General features: G+C 34.6%; 18 protein-coding genes and 1 pseudogene. 11 read left to right on the top strand and 8 right to left on the bottom strand.

Annotated features, from left to right (window positions below; genetic code table 11):
• Positions 1-1,098: GlmU family protein (locus tag J0M08_02380; GenBank protein MBN8701881.1), on the top strand; the 1,098-nt coding region annotated here is incomplete at its 5' end.
• Between the two features lie 21 nt (positions 1,099-1,119).
• Positions 1,120-1,923 carry a methyltransferase domain-containing protein gene (locus J0M08_02375; GenBank protein ID MBN8701880.1) on the top strand — a complete coding sequence of 268 codons (804 nt, stop codon included), beginning with the start codon at positions 1,120-1,122 and terminating at the stop codon, positions 1,921-1,923.
• On the opposite strand, the gene J0M08_02370 is transcribed toward J0M08_02375, so the two are convergent.
• The 5 genes from J0M08_02370 to gldF all read right to left on the bottom strand — a co-directional run bounded on the left by J0M08_02370 (position 1,916) and on the right by gldF (position 7,457).
• Positions 1,916-2,722 (bottom strand): M15 family metallopeptidase, encoded by an 807-nt coding sequence (locus tag J0M08_02370; GenBank protein ID MBN8701879.1) that lies wholly within the window; start codon positions 2,720-2,722, stop codon positions 1,916-1,918. The genes J0M08_02375 and J0M08_02370 overlap by 8 nt on opposite strands.
• Entirely contained in the window at positions 2,715-3,833 is a 1,119-nt protein-coding gene (gene dnaN, locus J0M08_02365; protein ID MBN8701878.1) for a DNA polymerase III subunit beta, read from the bottom strand. The genes J0M08_02370 and dnaN overlap by 8 nt, the downstream gene beginning before the upstream one ends.
• 124 nt (positions 3,834-3,957) lie before the next feature.
• A complete protein-coding gene (locus J0M08_02360; protein ID MBN8701877.1) occupies positions 3,958-4,983 on the bottom strand; it encodes a hypothetical protein in 1,026 nt (341 codons plus the stop codon).
• Positions 4,983-6,710: a gliding motility-associated ABC transporter substrate-binding protein GldG gene (gene gldG / locus J0M08_02355; protein MBN8701876.1), complete on the bottom strand. Its 1,728-nt coding sequence runs from the start codon at positions 6,708-6,710 to the stop codon at positions 4,983-4,985. The genes J0M08_02360 and gldG overlap by 1 nt, the downstream gene beginning before the upstream one ends.
• A 15-nt stretch (positions 6,711-6,725) precedes the next feature.
• A complete protein-coding gene (gene gldF, locus J0M08_02350) occupies positions 6,726-7,457 on the bottom strand; it encodes a gliding motility-associated ABC transporter permease subunit GldF (GenBank protein MBN8701875.1) in 732 nt (243 codons plus the stop codon).
• Between the two features lie 109 nt (positions 7,458-7,566).
• Here gldF and J0M08_02345 point away from each other — a divergent pair, with 109 nt between their 5' ends.
• Positions 7,567-9,417, top strand: coding sequence for a gliding motility-associated C-terminal domain-containing protein (locus J0M08_02345; GenBank protein ID MBN8701874.1), 1,851 nt, complete (start codon positions 7,567-7,569; stop codon positions 9,415-9,417).
• A 76-nt stretch (positions 9,418-9,493) separates the two neighbouring features.
• On the opposite strand, the gene J0M08_02340 is transcribed toward J0M08_02345, so the two are convergent.
• The 3 genes from J0M08_02340 to J0M08_02330 are packed head-to-tail and all read right to left on the bottom strand — an operon-like array spanning position 9,494 to position 10,629.
• A complete protein-coding gene (locus J0M08_02340; protein MBN8701873.1) occupies positions 9,494-9,940 on the bottom strand; it encodes a 50S ribosomal protein L9 in 447 nt (148 codons plus the stop codon).
• Positions 9,941-9,959: 19 nt separating this feature from the next.
• Positions 9,960-10,229 carry a 30S ribosomal protein S18 gene (locus J0M08_02335; GenBank protein MBN8701872.1) on the bottom strand — a complete coding sequence of 90 codons (270 nt, stop codon included), beginning with the start codon at positions 10,227-10,229 and terminating at the stop codon, positions 9,960-9,962.
• Positions 10,230-10,272: 43 nt separating this feature from the next.
• On the bottom strand, positions 10,273-10,629 hold the full coding sequence (locus J0M08_02330) for a 30S ribosomal protein S6 (protein ID MBN8701871.1): 357 nt from the start codon (positions 10,627-10,629) through the stop codon (positions 10,273-10,275).
• Between the two features lie 248 nt (positions 10,630-10,877).
• Here J0M08_02330 and J0M08_02325 point away from each other — a divergent pair, with 248 nt between their 5' ends.
• From J0M08_02325 to J0M08_02290, 8 genes and pseudogenes are all read left to right on the top strand, one after another.
• A complete protein-coding gene (locus tag J0M08_02325; protein MBN8701870.1) occupies positions 10,878-12,263 on the top strand; it encodes an MBL fold metallo-hydrolase in 1,386 nt (461 codons plus the stop codon).
• A 174-nt stretch (positions 12,264-12,437) separates the two neighbouring features.
• Positions 12,438-14,072, top strand: a complete 1,635-nt coding sequence (locus J0M08_02320; GenBank protein ID MBN8701869.1) for a DUF1016 family protein — start codon at positions 12,438-12,440, stop codon at positions 14,070-14,072.
• On the top strand, positions 14,069-14,551 hold the full coding sequence (locus J0M08_02315) for a hypothetical protein (protein MBN8701868.1): 483 nt from the start codon (positions 14,069-14,071) through the stop codon (positions 14,549-14,551). The genes J0M08_02320 and J0M08_02315 overlap by 4 nt, the downstream gene beginning before the upstream one ends.
• 81 nt (positions 14,552-14,632) lie before the next feature.
• Positions 14,633-14,923, top strand: coding sequence for a helix-turn-helix transcriptional regulator (locus J0M08_02310; GenBank protein MBN8701867.1), 291 nt, complete (start codon positions 14,633-14,635; stop codon positions 14,921-14,923).
• The gene (locus J0M08_02305) at positions 14,920-15,840 is read left to right on the top strand and encodes a DNA adenine methylase (GenBank protein MBN8701866.1); all 921 of its coding nucleotides are present in this window, start codon (positions 14,920-14,922) and stop codon (positions 15,838-15,840) included. The genes J0M08_02310 and J0M08_02305 overlap by 4 nt, the downstream gene beginning before the upstream one ends.
• On the top strand, positions 15,815-16,714 hold the full coding sequence (locus tag J0M08_02300) for a type II restriction endonuclease (GenBank protein ID MBN8701865.1): 900 nt from the start codon (positions 15,815-15,817) through the stop codon (positions 16,712-16,714). Before J0M08_02305 ends, J0M08_02300 begins: the two co-directional genes overlap by 26 nt.
• A 2-nt stretch (positions 16,715-16,716) precedes the next feature.
• The gene (locus J0M08_02295; GenBank protein ID MBN8701864.1) at positions 16,717-18,264 is read left to right on the top strand and encodes a DGQHR domain-containing protein; all 1,548 of its coding nucleotides are present in this window, start codon (positions 16,717-16,719) and stop codon (positions 18,262-18,264) included.
• A pseudogene (locus J0M08_02290) lies at positions 18,261-19,064 on the top strand (site-specific DNA-methyltransferase). The gene J0M08_02295 and the pseudogene J0M08_02290 overlap by 4 nt, the downstream one beginning before the upstream one ends.
• Positions 19,065-19,645 lie beyond the last annotated feature (581 nt).

Raw genomic sequence — 19,645 nt, 5'->3', positions numbered from 1 at the left:
GGAATATTAACAATTTCCGAAAAGTGGAAAAGACATCTTTCTAGTGATTCTATCTATTATAAAACGGAAGATTATTTAAAAGAAAAATTTCCGGCATTTGAAAAAGACAGTGCAGTCATTTATATAAATGGCGCTATTTGCCCTACAAAAGAATTGGTTTCGGAAGTAAAAAAATTAAAAGAAGCTGAAAGGCTTGTACTAAAACACGATGGAAAAATAATTACCGTTGCAGAGTGCATTAATATCAATTCTGACTATCTAACAATTTCAGAAATTGAATGCACTTTCAAGCCTACTATTATTAAAAATTTATGGGATATTTTCTCAAAAAACGGAGAACAACTTTTACAGGACTTTGAGTTACTTACCAAGGGCAGAAAATCCCAACCAATTAGCAAAACAAATCAAGTAATAAAACCGGAGAATATTTTTTTAGAAGAAGGTGCTATTGTAGAATGCGCTATTCTAAATGCGTCCAGCGGCCCAATTTATGTTGGAAAAGATGCTGAAATTATGGAGGGAAGTATTGTGCGCGGGGGACTTGCTTTGTGTGAGCATAGTGCATTAAAGCTGGGGGCAAAAATATATGGTCCAACTACTATTGGTCCGTACTCAAAAGTTGGGGGCGAAGTAACAAACAGTGTGATACTTGGCTATTCGAACAAAGGGCATGATGGATTTTTAGGAAACTCTGTATTAGGCGAATGGTGCAATATAGGAGCCGATAGCAACAATTCTAATTTAAAAAATAATTATGCCGAAGTAAAACTTTGGAATTATCCACAAGAAAAATTTGTTGGCACCGGACTGCAATTTTGCGGATTAATAATGGGCGACCATTCTAAATGTGGCATAAACACTATGTTTAACACAGGTACCGTTGTTGGTGTAAGTGCAAATATTTTTGGAGCAGGATTTCCTAGAAATTTCCTACCAAGCTTTTCGTGGGGAGGTGCGGCCGGAATTACAACATACAGACTTAAGGATGCAATAGAAACAGCAGAGCGTGTGTACGAGCGCAGAGGGAAAAAGTTTGATGAGGTGGAACAAAAAATATTTGCACATGTTTTTGAGCAAACAGAAAAATTCAGAAAATAGAATTTAAAAAAACGTAAACAATTGGAAAACGAATTAAACTACATAGAAAAAAATAAAGAATCTTGGAACAAACGAACCGGATACCACGTAAAATCGGCATTTTACGATTTGGACGGGTTTTTAAAAGGAGCTTCATCGTTAAATGAAATAGAATTAAAACTACTGGGAGACATAAAAGGAAAAAGCATTTTACATTTACAATGCCATTTTGGACAAGACTCTATTTCCCTTGCCAGACTTGGCGCACAGGTTACCGGAATTGATTTGTCTGACATTGCAATTGACACCGCTACCTCATTGGCAAAAGAAACCCAAACATCGTGTAAATTTATTTGCTGCAATATTTACGATTTACCTAAACACCTTACAGAAAAATTTGATATTGTTTTTACAAGCTACGGAACTATAGGCTGGTTGCCTGATTTAAACAAATGGGCTCAATTAATTTCAACGTACCTAAAGCTGGAAGGAAAATTTATTTTCGCGGAGTTTCATCCGGTAGTATGGATGTTTGATAACGATTTTAAAACTGTACAATACAATTACTTCAACTCCGGTGCTATCATTGAAACAGAAATTGGAACCTATGCAGACCGCTCTGCTCCAATTAAACAAGAGTTTGTAACATGGAACCACAGCACATCAGAAGTGCTAACTAGTTTAATTGCGAATGGGCTCAAAATAGAATCGTTCGAAGAGTTTGATTACTCTCCACACAATTGCTTTACAAATACAACCGAATTTGAACCGAAGAAATATAGAATAACTCACCTTGGGAATAAAATTCCGATGGTATTTGCATTAACAGCAACAAAAATTAGTTGATTAGTTTATACTTACTCGCAGCATAGGTTTTTGAACATGCGTTAAAATGCCACCATTCGCTAGGAATGGCAGAGAAGCCACCTTTTTGCATTGCAGTTCTCAATATTTTCCTATTAGTTATTTGTTCTAGTGTAAGCAGTTTAGCGGCCAACAACTCCGCTTCTTTCGTGGGTTCAGCAAGTGCTCCAAAATAATCAAAATCTGTTCCCATATCCAATAAATTACCTGCCGTATCAACCAATGTCAAATCGACTGCTGCTCCATAATTGTGAAGCGAGTGCTTGGAGGGATGCGATAAATACTGCTGGTTATGCCCCATTTTTGTATGCAACGAATCCCATAACAATTTTTGAATATATACCGGGCGTGCTGCATCCCATATCAAAAGACGCAACTGTGGATTTTCTTGCTGTAGAAAAGTGTTTGCCAGCACAAGCTTTGCAGCAGTTTCAGTTTCTAAGTAAACTTCCGATAATCCTCCGTACAAATCTTTTTCAAGTACATTGCTGAACGAAGAATACCTCAATTGCTTTTGAATAGTACTATCCAAGGTGGAAACATTCACCAAACCTAAATCAATAAAATATTTTTCTAGCCGCGCCAGTGTATCTATCTTAAAATTGGTTTGCGGTACAACACTTACAGAATCAATAGTACGCTCAACGGCAACAGCTTCCCTTTCTTTGTAAACTGGCGATTTGCAGCTATACAGAAAAAATAAAAAGAACACTAACAATAAAGCCTCATCAAATGACGAGGCTTTATTAACAAAACATTCTATTTTATTTTTATTACGCATTCAGCATAACCGGCATAACCAACATAAGTAAATGTTCGTCATTCGAATCTTGCTTTGCAGGAAGAATAAGCGATGCACGATTTGGAGCAGACATTTGCAATTCAATTTCCTCGCAAGTTACATTGTTCAACATTTCAATTATAAAACGTGAATTAAATCCAATTTCCATATCCTCTCCTGCATATTGACAAGTCAATCGTTCGCTTGCTTCGTTAGAAAAATCAAGATCTTCTGCAGAAATGTTTAATTCATTACCAGCAATTTTTAAACGAACTTGGTGGGTAGTTTTATTAGAGAAAATAGACACCCTTTTCAATGAACTTAAAAATGCATTTCTATCTACTATTAAAATATTCGGATTATTCTGAGGAATAACAGCATCATAGTTAGGATACTTACCATCAATTAATCTACAAATTAAATTAGTTGCACCAAATGTAAACGATGCATTGCTTTTGTTGTATTCTACTTTAACTACATCATTTGCCCCAACGATATTCTTCAACAAATTCATTGGTTTTTTGGGCAATATAAACGAAGAGGCTGCCTTAGATTTAGCATCTGTTCTTCTGTATCGAACTAATTTGTGCGCATCCGTTGCTACAAAGGTTACGCTTTCTTCGGACAATTGACAGAACATTCCGGACATTACAGGACGTAAATCATCATTCCCTGCGGCAAATAATGTTTTGTTTATTGCAGTAGATAGCACACTTCCATTTACTTCAATTGATGAAGAAGATTGCATTTCAGGAGCTTTTGGATATTCTTCGCCTGAATAACCGGCCAACTTATACTTACCATAATCGGAACTTATTTCAATCGCAAATTTTTTATCATCGATATGAAATGTAAGCGGTTGCTCCGGAAAAGTTTTAAGTGTTTCCAATAGCAATTTTGCAGGCACAGCAATATTTCCGGAATCTTTTGATTCAATAACCAAGGTTGTAACGATGGTTGTTTCCAAATCGGATGCAGCAATTTTCAACTGCCCTTTTTCAATTTCAAATAAAAAATTATCAAGTATTGGCAGGGTGTTATTGGTACTCAAAACACCGGAGATAGATTGAAGATTTTTAAGTAAGGTCGAACTTGATACAATAAATTTCATGTATAAATAGTATTAAAATTAGTGTCTTTAAAAACTGTGGCTAAAATACAAATTAAATAGTATTATTTAAGATTATCGTAAAAGTTAAAGCTGCAATAACAACCTGATAATCAAACGCTATAAATTATTTTTTCTTAAAATAATTTATTTCAGGCATAAGTTTACCAAAAACAAAATACTGTATCACGGCAAATTCTTTTCCGTCATTTAGCAAAGCGTATAATCTATCCGGGTCATACTTCAATGGTTCTCCATATACATTTACCCTCCCTTTCTCGGCAGTCATTTTAAACAGCTTAATTTTATTTACGCTGTTTTTATTATCCGTTACCGAAATAATGGCATAATGTGGCGCTGCTAAAACAGAATCCTTTTTTGCAAAATTATTGGCAAGCGCTTCGTAGTGAATGTTTTGAAAATAGCTTAAATACTGTTTTACAGCAATGGTATCGAAGTTGGCAACAGGCTTTTGCGTTTGCAACTCAACAACAGAAAATGAATTGTTGCCATCATTTTTTACTTCAAAAGATTGTTCTGCATCTTCTGCAAACTGAACTTTTACCGAACGAATATTATTTGGCAAATACTTGAACACCGCTCTGTCGCGCCAATCGTCCTCGATAGTTAAATAGCGAGTAGTTAAATATCCATTAAACCCCGGAATAAACATGGCAAAAGGCATAGTAGAATTCTCGCCCGTTTCAGGATCGGCAAGCAACATGTAAGTACCCTCTTGATCTGCAGTTTCTCCTCCCACATAATACAATTTAGTAAGTTTATCGTTTTGATAAATCTCCACTTTAATAGAATGCGCTGCTAATGTTTTAATAATATTGGGTTGCGCCTTTTTGCCAACAGGGTTTAGAACTTCTAATGACTTAACGGTGGTTAACAACGTATTCATAATATCCATTCGAGCATAGTATTTAGAATTTACCATCCATATCCCATTAATTTTTTCGAGAAGAACACTGTTGTTTTTTTTATCGGCAAGAAATATTTTTGTGATAGAAGCAGTATCTGCAACAGCAAAATCTCTCAACTCCTTTCTAATTGTACTTTTAGAAGATTTGGTAATAATCAACCAAGTTGCTACCAATCCCAACAAAAATGTGGCAACAAAAATTAAAATATTTTTTTTCGACATCATTATTTAGCAAATTTATTTCTACGAATAAAATACAATACTACGCCTACAACCAAAACTAACATAACCGGAAAAGCAGTGTTTACAATTTGCCACTGCATCCTTTGCGTTTTTACTTTTTTCTTGTCCATCAAACGCAGGGTAACCTCTCTCGACCTTACAGTTAAAAGCCCCGAATCATCGCATAAATAATCAATACAATTCAGTACAAAGTTTTTATTTCCATACGTCTGACGGGTTGTTAAATCATACCCTAATGGATAAATATTTCCGGTAGAACGCTGCACCACATTCTTAATTACATCACCATCTGCCACAACAATCATTTTATTTTCTTTACTGCTTTCCTTAAATGCAATTTCCTTGCTTTGCTTAATGGCAGCAGTCAATCTATTTTTATAGACAGATTCGAACTGACCTTCTAATAAAACTGCCATTGGCAAAAATGCATTTCTAAATTTTCGTTCGTCAGGTTTAATATTTACCATAGCTAACGAAATGCGTGTAGGTGTATTAACGGTTCTTGCATACTTTGAGGTAGTAAGCAAAATGGATTTTCGAATTTCTTTATTGGTAAGCGTATCGATGGTGCTAGCAAATTCAAACTTTATAACGTCCAAATTTTTCACAATAGGATGATTGGTACTGGGCAATGACAATGGATTAAAAATCCACGGTTCCATTTCCCATCGAGGTTGATTGCCCACCAACGCTTTATTTACAAGTATTGCAGACGATTGCATATCTTGCACCAAATTCGGATTGATTCGCACTCCGTACTTAAAAAGCAAGTCTTCTAAATTCATTCCGTTGTTAAGTCCCATTGTATTTCCTCGCGACAAGCTATCTAAATTGGTATATACCATATCCAGCAGCCACAATACTTTTCCACCGTTCATCACAAATTGATCTAGCACAAATTTATCTTTATCAGAAAAGGCAGAATCGGGCTTGGCAACTACAATGGCCTTGTATTTGGGCCTTACAGTGTAAACACCGTTTCCACTTGAATCTCTATCCATCAGCGATGCTAAATTTTCATTTAGCGCAACTCGCTCCACATCATAGTATTCTTTAAGCGATTTTACAATATCGCCAACAGCAAGTGTATCGAGCTCTCCATGCCCTTCGGTAAATGCAATCCGTGGTTTTAACGGAACATTTAATTTACGAATGGTGCTTGCAAATTCATATTCCAACGACTGAATAGAGTTGTTTAAAACCATTTCCGGAGGAACACCAATTTGATTTTTCAACAACTGCCAAGGCATTTCTCTGCCTTTGTAGGTAACCATTGCAGCCGGAAAAATAATTTGCTCAGATTTTCCGTTTTCTTCGTTTACCTCTAAATTAGTTGGCATTAGACCCTTTTCGTAAAGCTGTCTATACACATTCTCTCGCTCCGTTTTATCGGTGCTGGCTGATGGATTTACAAATTCATACTCAATATTATCGTTTGCACTTGCCCTAAACTCTTCGAGCAACAATTGTGTTTCGTTGCGCAATCTTTTAAAACCAGCAGGAAATTCTCCCTCTAAATACACCTTTACATAAATAATATCATCAACGTTTTGTAATAGCGTTTTTGTAGCAGGCGCAAGTGTGTAGCGCTTTTCGGAAGTTAAATCAAAACGATAAAAAACGTACTTAGAAATAATATTACACAGCACTACTATTGCAAATAGTAGCACCAGTTTTAGTAAATCATGTTGTTTGTTTTTACGTTTCATTTGTTCATTCACAAATTACCATTTTCTACTTTCAAGTACGGTTTTAGTAAACAGTGTAAACAAAGCTATTACACTAAAAAAATAAATAACATCCCGCGTATCTACTACTCCCCTGCTCAGCGATTTGTAATGTTCATTTATTCCCAACGACAGAATAAAATCATCTACCTTGCCCAAAAATTCAAATGCTGATATTGTTTCAAATCCATAACACATAACCAAGCACAAGCAAATACAAATTATAAACGCTACAATTTGATTGTCTGTAATAGATGAAGAAAACACACCAATAGAAACATACGCAGCGCCTAATAATAACAAGCCTATGTAGGAACCCCACATTCCGCCTGTATCAATATTGCCTTTCGGATTGCCTAATTGGTAAACAGAATAAAAATAAATAAGTGTAGGAAGCAATGAAAAAACTACTAACGTAACATTCGCAAAAAATTTAGCAAGCACAATCTGCAATTCCGAAATTGGTTTTGTAAGGAGAAACTCTATGGTTCCTGCTTTTTTTTCATCGGCAAAAGAGCGCATGGTTATTGCCGGTATTAAAAACAAATAAACCCAAGGTGCAATTATAAATAAGGAATCTAGGGTAGAATAGCCATAGTCCAACAAATTAGTTTCGAACGGCAAAACCCAAATCATTAGCCCGTTGAAAAGCAAAAATACGCCTACAACAATGTAGCCAATTAATGAGTTTAAGAATGTTAATATTTCCTTTTTATAAAGTGTGTACATTGTTTATTACATGCCTCAAAAATAATACATTTGTCAGCGTTAATTTAAAGATAGTTACAAAACGCATATACCCTGCAATAATAAATCTAGAAATAGTAACCATTTGATTGTGAATAAAAGCATCACAACATATTTCGCTTGCATTAGAAGACTATTTACGGTAGCCTTTTTGGTATTATTTATTACTAAAGAAAGTAGTTCGCAAAAACATAAAAACATTTGGTATTTTGGAAATGGAGCGGGTATCGATTTTTCGCAAGGACAAGTAATTCCGCTTGTAAATGGCGAATTATATACCAATGAAGGCTGTGCAGTTGCAACCAACCGGTATGGAAAACTTCTATTTTATACAGATGGAAGAAAAGTGTACGACCAAACAAATAAACAAATGCCCAATGGGGTTGACCTAGCAGGTGGCTATTCCTCTACACAATCTGCTGTAATTATTCAAAAACCCGGAGACAATAAAACCTTTTACATATTTACAATTGATGAACAGGGAGAAGCAAGTGGCTTAAATTACTCAATGGTAAACATGAATTTAAATTATGGGCGAGGCGATGTTACCATAAAAAATCAACAATTAATTGCACCAACAACCGAAAAGCTTGTCGCCATAAATCATTGCAACGGCAAGGACGTATGGATAGTTACACACCAATGGAATAGCAATCACTTTTACAGCTATTTGGTAACTGAATTTGGAATAAAAGCCCCCGTTATATCAAAGGTAGGACTTGTGCATAAAGATTACGGAAGTGGCAACAACTCGGAGTCAATTGGCATGTTGGTAGCTTCCTACAATGGCACACGTTTGGCATGTGCTATAAATAAATTAAAAAATAATAATGTGGAGCTGTTTAATTTTAATCCTTCTTCGGGGCAAATAACGAACCCTGTACCTATTAGTGTGCAAGGCACAGCGTATGGCGTTTGTTTTTCGCCAAACAATACTAAGTTGTATGTTTCGGTAGATGCAGAGCCATCCTTTGTGTATCAACTAGATTTGAGCGCCAAGGTAATAAGCAGTTCGGCTATTGCAGTAAGTGTAAATAAAAAACAGCGACACTCTTCCATGCAATTAGGACCTGATGGGAAAATATACATAGCCACCGGAAACACCTATCTTGATGTTATTGAAAGTCCCAACTCCAGAGGAATAGCTTGTAAATACCGACATGCTAAAATTGATTTATCAAACAGACATTGCACCTTTGGACTACCTAGCTTTGTAGAAAATTATAATAACGAATACAAGCTAAATTTAGGAAGAGACACCACCGTTTGCACCAATATTTATTTTTTAGAATCAAACATAAAAGCAGATAATTACCAATGGTCGAACGGAGAAAACGGAGAAGCTATTGCGGTGAAGAAAAGTGGCATCTACTGGCTTAAAACTACGCATGGTTCGTGTTCGCAAATAGATAGTATAAAAATATTGCTTACCAAACCCAGTTCTTTAAAATTAGATTTAGGAAACGACACCTCCCTGTGTGATACATCGTTAATGCTATACAGCGGCATTAAGGCAAAAGACTACACCTGGAGCACCGGAGCAAAAGGACCAGAGCTTAAGGCAATGAAATCGGGAAAATACTGGCTTCGAATTTCCGACAACAATTGCCATGTTACAGATACGATTGAACTAAAATTAAAAGGCAAACCTATTTTTATTCCGGCTACAGATTTTATTCCTAAGAACAATGGCTTTAACGAAATATTCGATTACATCATAGACAACATCGACTATTTTGATTTAAAAATTACTAATGCCAGTGGAAAAACTGTTTTCAAATCAAAAGACCCAATTATAAAATGGGATGGTACTGTAAAAGGAAAAGTTGCCCCTGCGGGTATTTATTATTGGACATTAAAATACAAATCGAACTGCTTAGGAAAAACCACGTACAGCAAAAAAGGAGAAGTAAAACTGTTGCGCTTTAGTGGATATAATTAAACAATAGAATTTTTCATAAAAAAGAACGCCACTGAAATATTTCAGAGGCGTTCTTTTTAGGTATGTAGAATACTATTTATTCTTCAACTACTTCGAAGTTTACTTTTACAATAACTTCTTTGTGCAACTTAACATCGGCAGTATAAGTACCTGTTGTTTTAATTGCATTTTCGTTCATATTAATATTTTTTCTTTCTACATCGTATCCTTGCTTCTTCATAGCTTCAGCAATTTGAACAGATGTTACCGAACCAAATATTTTACCTTTTTCTCCTACTTTAGTAGCTACTTTTATAACTATATTTTTAAGAGTTTCGGCATTAGCAAGCGCAGCAGTTTTTAACTTTTCTTCTTTGTGTGCTCTTTGCTTAACTGTTTCGGCAAGAATTTTTTTATTCGTTTCGTCCGCTACAATAGCCAATCCTTTTGGAATAAGGAAATTTCTACCGTATCCGGCTTTCACTTTAACTAGCTCATCTTTTGAGCCTAGTTTATTTACATCTTGTTTTAAAATAATTTCCATTGTAATTTGTTTTTCAATTTTATTTTAATAAATCGGCCACATAAGGCATTAACGATAAGTGTCTTGCTCTTTTTACTGCTTGAGAAACTTTACGTTGATACTTTAAAGAAGTACCTGTAATTCTTCTAGGCAATAATCTACCTTGATCGTTTACAAATTTCAATAAGAAATTAGGATCTTTATAGTCAATGTATTTAATTCCACTTTTTTTGAAACGACAGTATTTTTTCTTTTTAACATCCACTGTCGGAGGATTTAAATATCTTATTTCGCTTGTGTTGTCAGCCATTGTAATTAGATTTTAATTTTTTTGAATTTAATTTAGATTGTTCTTAAGCAGTAGCAGCTTCTTGCTTTTTCATTTTGCCTGCACGTTTTTTCTCGTTATATGCAATAGAATGTTTGTCTAATGCAATTGTTAAATAACGTAGAATTCTTTCGTCACGCTTGAACGTAAGTTCCAACTCTGCTACTACAGAACCTTCCCCTTGGTATTCAAGTAAGTGGTAAAATCCTGTTGATTTCTTTTGAATTGGGTACGCTAATTTGCGCAATCCCCAGTTCTCTTCGTGTATCACTTTGCAGCCTAGGTCTTTTAAGGCCTTGCGATACTTAGTTACCGTTTCCTTTGCCTGTTCTTCAGACAAAACGGGAGTCATAATGAAAACGGTTTCATACTGATTTGCCATTTTTTTCTCAGTTTTTAATTGTTAATAATTTGTTTAAATGAGGCGCAAATGTAGGAAAAATAATCGAATTACGAAAAATTAAGCCTATCAGCACTCGTAACACACCAATACCCAACCAGCTAATTATCAAACAATTAACGCAAAATCATCGAAAAGGCACTAAAATATAAATTTTGAAATACTGCATTTACCTACCTTTTTTAGATATAAACGGTAAATTTGCAGACTTACAACTAAACCAAATTACAATGTACATAGAACAATTATACACCAATTGCCTGGCAGAAGCTGCATATTATATTGAATCGGAAGGAGAAGCTGTAATTATTGACCCCATAAGAGAAACAGCACCTTATCTTAAAAAACTAGATGCCAGAAAAGCAAAACTAAAATTTGTGCTTGAAACGCATTTTCATGCCGATTTTGTTTCGGGACATATTGACTTGGCCTCCAAAACAGGAGCTACTATTGTTTTTGGTCCACAAGCTGAAACCAACTACAAAACATACACCGCAAAAGACAATGAAGTGTTTACGGTAGGTAAACTTAAACTAAAAGTATTGCACACACCGGGGCACACACCCGAATCTACATGCTACTTATTGCTGGACGAAAACGGAAAAGAGCATTGCATATTTACAGGAGATACTTTGTTTGTAGGCGATGTTGGCCGACCTGATTTGTTGGACGGCAAAATGACCAAGGAGGAATTGGCATCTATGATGTACGATTCGCTAAACACAAAAATAAAACCATTGGCAGACGATGTAATTGTATATCCTGCGCATGGGCCCGGCTCTGCGTGCGGAAAAAACATAGGCAAAGAAACCTTTAGCACTATTGGCCATCAAAAAACCAATAACTATGCATTGCAAAATATGACACGCGAAGCATTTATAAAAGCAATCACCACAGGGCTTACAGCACCTCCTGCGTATTTTTTCAAAGATGCTTTTATAAATAAAAACGGGTATGCAAATATTGATACTCTTTTACAAGAAACCATAAAACCATTGTCTGTAGCTGATTTTAAAGCTGCGATGCAACACGGTGCTACGGTTTTAGACACACGCACCGCTGACGATTTTGAAAAAGGATTTGTAAAAGGCGCTATTAACGTGGGGTTGAACGGATCGTACGCTATTTGGGCTGCAACAGTTATTGACATTCAAACTCCGTTGGTACTAGTTGCTGACGAAGGCAAAGAAGAAGAATCGATATCGCGCCTAACACGTGTTGGGTTCGAAAATATAAAAGGCTATTTGCAAGGAGGATTTACTGCCTGGAAAAATGCCAACGAAGCTACAGATACAATAAAATCAATTACTCCGGAAGAGTTTGCTGTACAAGCAACAGACGCAACAGCAACAATATTGGATGTTAGAAAACCATCAGAATTTGAGCAAGGCTTTGTAACCAATGCACACAATGCAGAATTGGCAACGTTAAATAGCACTATGGATACACTCAACAAAACAGGCAACTACCTGATACATTGCGCAGGTGGCTACCGCTCTATGGTTGCGGCATCTATGCTTAAAGCAAAAGGCTTTGAACATGTAACAAATGTGTATGGAGGATTTGGAAAAATAAAAGCAACCAATGCCCCATTAAGCATTCCATCGGTGGTATAAATGCGGTCGATAGTAAAAGTGGATATTTCTGATACTGTTAGGGGTATAAGCAAGTTAGGTGCAAGCGGAGCGGACGACACAGCCGACATCAAATGAACTCTAAATTGGACTACAAAATGCAAAAAGCACAAACACTTGATAAGAGCATAAAAGCAAACTTGAATAAAATTGGATATGGCTAGTAAGGAACTAATTCAATATGGTGAGCTGCTTCAGAAGCTGAAGGAAAAAATAAAAACCGCTCAGCAAAAAGCCATATTAGCTGTAAATAACGAGTTGCTTTCCGTTTATTGGGAAATTGGAAATGCAATAGCAGAACAAGAACAACAGGCTGGCTGGGGTGGAAAAATTATAGATAAATTGGCTACCGATTTAAAAGCCGAATTTTCGGAAATGAAAGGGCTTTCCCCCCGAAATTTACGCTATATGCGCGATTTTTCCTTAGCCTATCCTGCATTTGTGCAGCAGCCAGCTGCAATTTTGCAAGCACCACTTGCAAAATTAGAAACTACTGAAAATAAGCAAGATATACTTTTGCAAGCGGCACTTGCAAAATTGAGCTGGTACCACCATATAACCTTGCTGGACAAAGTAAAGGATACCACTACCCGAAATTTTTACATTCAAAAAACAGTAGAAAACGGATGGAGTAGAAATACTATGGTACACCAAATAGAAGGTGGATTACATAAAACACAGGGTGCATTGGTCAATAATTTCAGTAGCACCCTGCCCGCATATCAAAGTGAACTAACACAGCAAGTTTTCAAGGATCCATACAACTTTGACTTTATAATGCTAGGCGAAAAAGCCAAAGAAAGAGACTTGGAAGATGCCCTTATGACGCATGTCACCAAAGTATTACTGGAACTGGGCGCTGGTTTTGCTTTCATGGGACGTCAAAAAAGATTTGATGCCGGAGGACGTGAATTTTTTGTCGACCTCCTTTTCTACCATACAAAATTACGCAGGCACATTATTATTGAATTAAAGATTGGCGAGTTTGAACCCGAATATGTGAGTAAGATGAATCTTTACCTGGGCTTAGCCGATGACCAACTAAAAGGAGAGCATGATGAACCCGCCATTGGCTTAATACTCTGTAAAACCAATAATAAAATTGTGGCAGAGTATGCACTGCGTGATACAAGCAAACCCATTGGCATTGCTGAATACAAAATTGCGAAACGATTACCTGAAAACATACAAGGTGAATTGCCAAGCATTGAAGAAATTGAACAACGTGTAGATGAAGAGATAAAGGAAGCTCAAAGCCCAGTAGATTTACGCTTACAAGCCATCAAAGAAAAAATAAAAAGCATAAAAACAGATGAAATACAAACTCCTGCAACCTTTGAAATATTAAGCCAGTTGTATAAAAACGGATTACGTGTACTATACACGGAGATTATTAATAAAGTAAAAGTATTTGAAGAGGATTTTTATTCTAAAAGTTTTCATTGGCATTGCAGCCATAATAATTTCAGTAATCTGGATGATGTGGATAGATTTTGGAAACAAGAAGAAAACCTTAAAAACATTTTCGAATTTAGTTTTCAAGTACGATTAGATGGCTTTAAGAAAGCAGGTACCGAATATGGAAATTTTTCGCACACGCTTTCATTCAAAATTGATAAATACCATTATAGCTTTGTTTTGGTAAATTATAATAACCAACAACCCTTTTTAAAAAAATTGTACCATCAAGCATTAACCGGAAACGACAGAAACAAAATTACCGATGTTATTACCAATGAAATAATAAATGATATCGAACAAATTCTTGAGCGCGTAAAAGAAAGTAAATGAGCTATAAGCTAAAAACATTAATCGTTTTTGACACCAACGTACTAAGAGAAATGCATGGTAAAGAGGTTGCATATAGTAAGTTCTCCTTTGGTAAAGCTTATGAGGAACTAAACAGTTTTATAAATGAAAATGGTTTAGCAGGTGATGTAGTACTTACAGTTTCCACCATGGTAATTGAAGAATTAAAAAATCAAAAGAAAAGAGCCTACGTGCAGGATGTTAACGATTTAAAAGAAATAGTAAAGCGTTTAGTAGGCTTGCCACACATCGCTAAAAACTCCATAACTATTCCTGATGAAAATTTTGATTGCGAAATTTTTGTTGAAGAAAACGCAAAGAAGTTTATTGAAGAAAATGGGATAAACACATTGATTTATAAAGACGAACATTCAACTTCTATTTTATCTAATATGATAAAAAAAGTTGCAACAGTTGACAAACCAAAAGTGCTAAAATTTTTCCACCGCCCCAGACTGTGAATAATTTATCGAAAACTACTTGACGGGGGATTAATAATATTGGCTACATTTGACACGTATTGACAAATCAAATTTTGTACAATGAATTCATTAGGAGAGAAAATAAGGACAATAAGAGAATCGAAGAGTTTACTGCTTCGACAGGTTGCTGCTCATCTCGAAATCGACACCGCTTTAATTAGTAAAATTGAACGAGGCGAAAGACGGCTTACAAGAGAACAAGTAATTAAACTTGCTAAATTTTACAACGTGACAGACGAAGAATTATTAACTCTTTGGCTTAGTGACAAACTTCTCGACACCATAGAAAACGAACCATTTGCAATGCAAGGATTAAACAAGGCAAAAACCATTTTAAAAACATTAATATGAAAACCAGAATAGCAAAACCATTTTTAAAATGGGCTGGAGGAAAAACCCAACTAATTAATGAAATTGAAAGATTGTTACCTTTTGAAATCACTAATAAAGAATTCACATACGTTGAACCTTTTGTTGGTAGTGGTGCTGTTTTATTTTGGATGCTTGAAAATTTTCCAAAATTAGAAAAAGCAGTAATTAACGACATAAATTCTGATTTGATAAACACTTATAGAATCATAGCATCAAAGCCAAAAGAACTTATTTCTATTCTTCAAATTCTTCAAGATGAATATCACAACCTTGACGGAAAAGATGACAAAAAAAAGGAATACTACTACAAAAAAAGAGAATTATATAACACAAGAAAAGAAGGACAAAGCGGACAAGCAGCTCTGTTTATTTTTCTTAATCGTACTTGTTTTAACGGTTTGTACAGAGTAAATAAAAGCAATGGGTATAATGTTCCAATGGGTAGTTATAAAAAGCCCACCATCTGTGACGACCAAAATATTTTGGCTGTGAGTAATGTTTTGCAGAAAGTTGAAATACTTTGCGGAGACTATGAAGCAACATTAAAAGAAGCATCTTCTAATTCGTTTTTTTATTTCGATCCTCCATATAAACCATTAAGTAATACATCAAGTTTTAACTCTTATGCAAAAGATGAATTCAATGATGAAGAACAAATTAGACTTAGAAATTTTTGTTCAAAACTTGAAAAGCAAGGACACAAATGGATGTTGAGCAATTCCGATGTTAAAGGCAAAGACACAAACAATAATTTCTTTGATGAAATTTATGCTGATTTTTCTATTGCAAGAGTGAAGGCAAGAAGAAGCATTAATGCAAATCCCGAAAAAAGGGGTGAATTAAACGAACTATTAATCACAAACTATAACTATGAACAAGCTTTGCAACCTGCTTAATCTGCAAAACGAAGATTTGCTTTTCGATAAAATTACGCAAAGCTTTAAAGAGAAAATTACAAAATGGGATTACTTTGTTAATTGGGCTAAAGTATTCAGTAATATTGAACCGATTGAAAAGGAATTGAATTTATTGAACTTTCTGATTGGGAAAAATGATATTGAAACGGAAGCTTTCAATTTGATTAAGCAATATCCTCAAGTAATTAAAGCTTTTCCTACTCTTATAGCTGTTCGTGAAAAATCAATTGATATTTTAATTGATTCCAAGAATTTTATTTACAAAAAATATTCATTTACAAAAGGAAAACTTACGGATGAAGAATGCAAAGAATTAGCATACTTCGTAGTAAATTCTGGAATTGGCGAAATACTAAAAGACAAGAAGGTGAAAAATCTTGTTGACTATGCAACAGGCGTTGAAGTAGGATTAGATAGTAATGGTAGAAAAAACAGAGGTGGTACACTTATGGAAAGCTTAGTTGAGGAATTCGTTTCTGATACTTGCCAAAATTTAGGATTTCAATATATGGCACAAGCTACTTCCAAGAAAATAAAAGAACAATGGAACTTAGATGTTATAGTTGATAAATCATCTAGGCAACTTGATTTTGCAATTAATAAAAACGGAAAATTATTTTTTATAGAATGTAATTTTTATGGTGGTGGCGGTTCAAAACTAAAATCTACAGCTACTGAATATATTGAAATGAATCGTTATTGGAACACGCAAGGCATTGAATTCATTTGGATAACCGATGGTGCGGGTTGGAGATCAACTTTAAAACCGTTAAGGGAATATTTTGATAAGGCCGATTACTTGTTGAATTTGGAAATGCTAAAAGACGAGGTCTTAAATAAGATATTGAATTAATTATGGATGTAACTACTTACGATTTTAAAGGGAATGTTTCAGAGAAGGAAACTGCATTATTTTTCCACAATATGGAACTTTCTTGTGTTTCATTAAACTGGAAGATGAAGAATGAAAAAAAAATTGATGATGGTGAAGTGGATGGAGTATTCTGTGACAATATAAATCAGCTATATATTATTTATGATGATAGCATAAAAAAAGATGACCGACAAGATAAAGTTTCAAAATTCCTTAATAAATGGAAAGATGAAGGGAATCAAAATGACCTTCGGGAAGACCTTAAGTTAAAAGACTATCCTATTTACGTAATTTATATAGATAAATCAGAAAAGGATTCAAAACTAGAATCGATCAATTATGTATTAGATGATTTTACAAAAATTGTATACACCGAAGATTATCTCTACTTTGAACGGATATTCAAAATAGTAGGAAAATGGGCAAAAAACGATTTATACAACTTTCTAAATATTAAACCACGAAAAATAAAAAAGGAGTCAATTACTGCTACACAAATATGGGTCGGCAATACTCCAGCTTTTGTTTTTGCAGATAGAGTGGAGAATATATTAAATTATAGTTTTATCTCGAGAAGAAAAAACAATTCAATTGGCTATCAAAGATTAGTTGATAAAAAAAGAGTAGATAAAATGGCTGCATTAATAAAGTCAAATCGCATTAATGCATTCCCAAATTCAATCCTTTTAAATTGTGAAGATGACATCAGTTTTGTTCCAAAGCCAAAATCTGAATGCCCTTGTAAAGTTGAATTTGATTTGCCAAGTAATTTTTCGTCTTGCAAAGTGGTAGATGGACAACATCGGTTACTTGCTTTTAGCAAATTGGAATCCCGAATTCAAGATTCTCATTCTCTTCCAATTGTATTATTTCAAAAAATGCCTTTAGAAGATGAAATTCAAACATTTATTGAGATTAATGACTCACAAAAGGGAATTGATCCAAATCTAATATACTCTTTAAAGGCTGATCTGAAATTTCAATCTGGCACAAAGGAGAATAGAGAAAAAATAGCAGTTCAAATAGCAAAAAAATTAAATGAATCATCAGGTCTATTTAAAGAAAATGTATTTTTTGGTAATGCAGGCGAAGAACGGAAAAAGAAAATAACATTAACTACAATTGTACAATCCATACTTGACTTTAAAATTGTTGATTCTAACAATGGTTTTTTGCAATTGGAAGAACAGGATATTGAAACACCTTATTCCAAAATAAAAAATTTTGTGAGTATTCTTTTATCTAAAGATTCATCAAACATTAACTTTTATAAGTCTACTAACGGAATTCAACTGATATTAAAATTCACCTCTCTTCTAAATCGCAACATAGAAAAGAATAATATCAATGTTGCCATAGATTTAGCAATTGACGAACTTATAAAAAGCATAAATAAAAATAAAATTTCTTTGCAAAAGAAATACGGCAAAGCAGGTTTCAACTCCCTTTCAAATATAATCTTGAATGACATTAAAGCGAGTAGTGCTAGTTTTAGCAAGATGGAACTTGAAACAAAAAAATTAAAGTGATTAATCCATATTTTAAATCAACAGACAAAAATTTCTATCTTCTTAAAGGAGATACAATGAATCTATTGCCTGAATTTGAGCATAAGTTTGATATGGTTTTCGCAGATCCTCCATACTTTCTTTCTAATGATGGATTGTCAATTCAAAGTGGAAAAATTGTTAGCGTAAACAAAGGAAAGTGGGACAAATCAGAAGGGTTTGAATATGTAAATGATTTTAATAAAAAATGGCTTTCATTAGTGCGTGAGAAAATGAAAGATGATGCTACCATTTGGATAAGTGGCACAATGCACAATATTTTTTCAGTTGGTCAAATACTTACCGAATTGGGTTTTAAAATTTTGAATGTTATTACTTGGGAAAAGACTAATCCACCACCAAATTTTTCTTGCCGTTTTTTCACTTATTCAACTGAACAAATTATCTGGGCTAGAAAAAGTGAAAAGGTTCCTCATCATTACAACTATGAATTAATGAAACAGATGAATGATGACAAGCAAATGAAAGATGTTTGGAAACTTCCTGCAATCGCACCTTGGGAAAAAGCTTGTGGTAAACACCCGACACAAAAACCTCTTTCCGTTTTAACCCGTTTGATTTTAGCATCTACAAAACCCAATGCTTGGATATTAGATCCTTTTACGGGTGGAAGCACTACAGGTATTGCAGCGAATTTAGCAAACAGACGATTTTTAGGAATCGACCAAGAAGAAGATTTTTTGAATATTAGTAAAAAACGAAAATTAGAGATTGAAAATCCTGCAACTGCCGAACTGTTTAGAAATCGAATTGCGGGTTTCATTGACAAAAAACAATTTTCGTTATTTATTGAAAGTGAAACACCGACAACAGACATTAAAGTTGCACTTGGTTTTTGCCGTTCTAAAGAACTCAAAAAATTAAAGACAACCAAGACCTTTTATTTTCATGCAATTGAAAGCAACAATGCTGTTAAAGACTTTCCCTCAGGCATTCTTGACGCAACAAGACTTTTAATTTATTCAGGTGGCAGGAGCAAACCAATTAATCTAACAGGGCACTATTCTGAAATAAAATCTATTGAATTAAAACACAAACTGAAAATTAAAGGCAAAGAAAAATCGAAGACAGAATTTTATTATGAAATTATTTTAGAGGATTGTTTTCAAGAATCGAACGACCTGAAATTTGCTATAAACCCCAAAAAACTATTTGACAAATCAGATGACAAAAACAGCAAGCTATTGCAACAATTTTTACCTGCGCTAACAACGTGGGACAGAGTAATTAAATCTAGCGAAAAGCTCAATGCCAGCGCTTCTTAGTCATGCATATTTGCAAGCAACACAAAACCAAGCACAAACCAAAAATTACAAAAGAGTATGCCTACACAACGCAAGGG

This window comes from Bacteroidota bacterium (assembly GCA_017303975.1).
GTDB lineage: Bacteria > Bacteroidota > Bacteroidia > JAFLBG01 > JAFLBG01 > JAFLBG01.
This window is presented reverse-complemented; position numbering and strand designations above follow the sequence as displayed.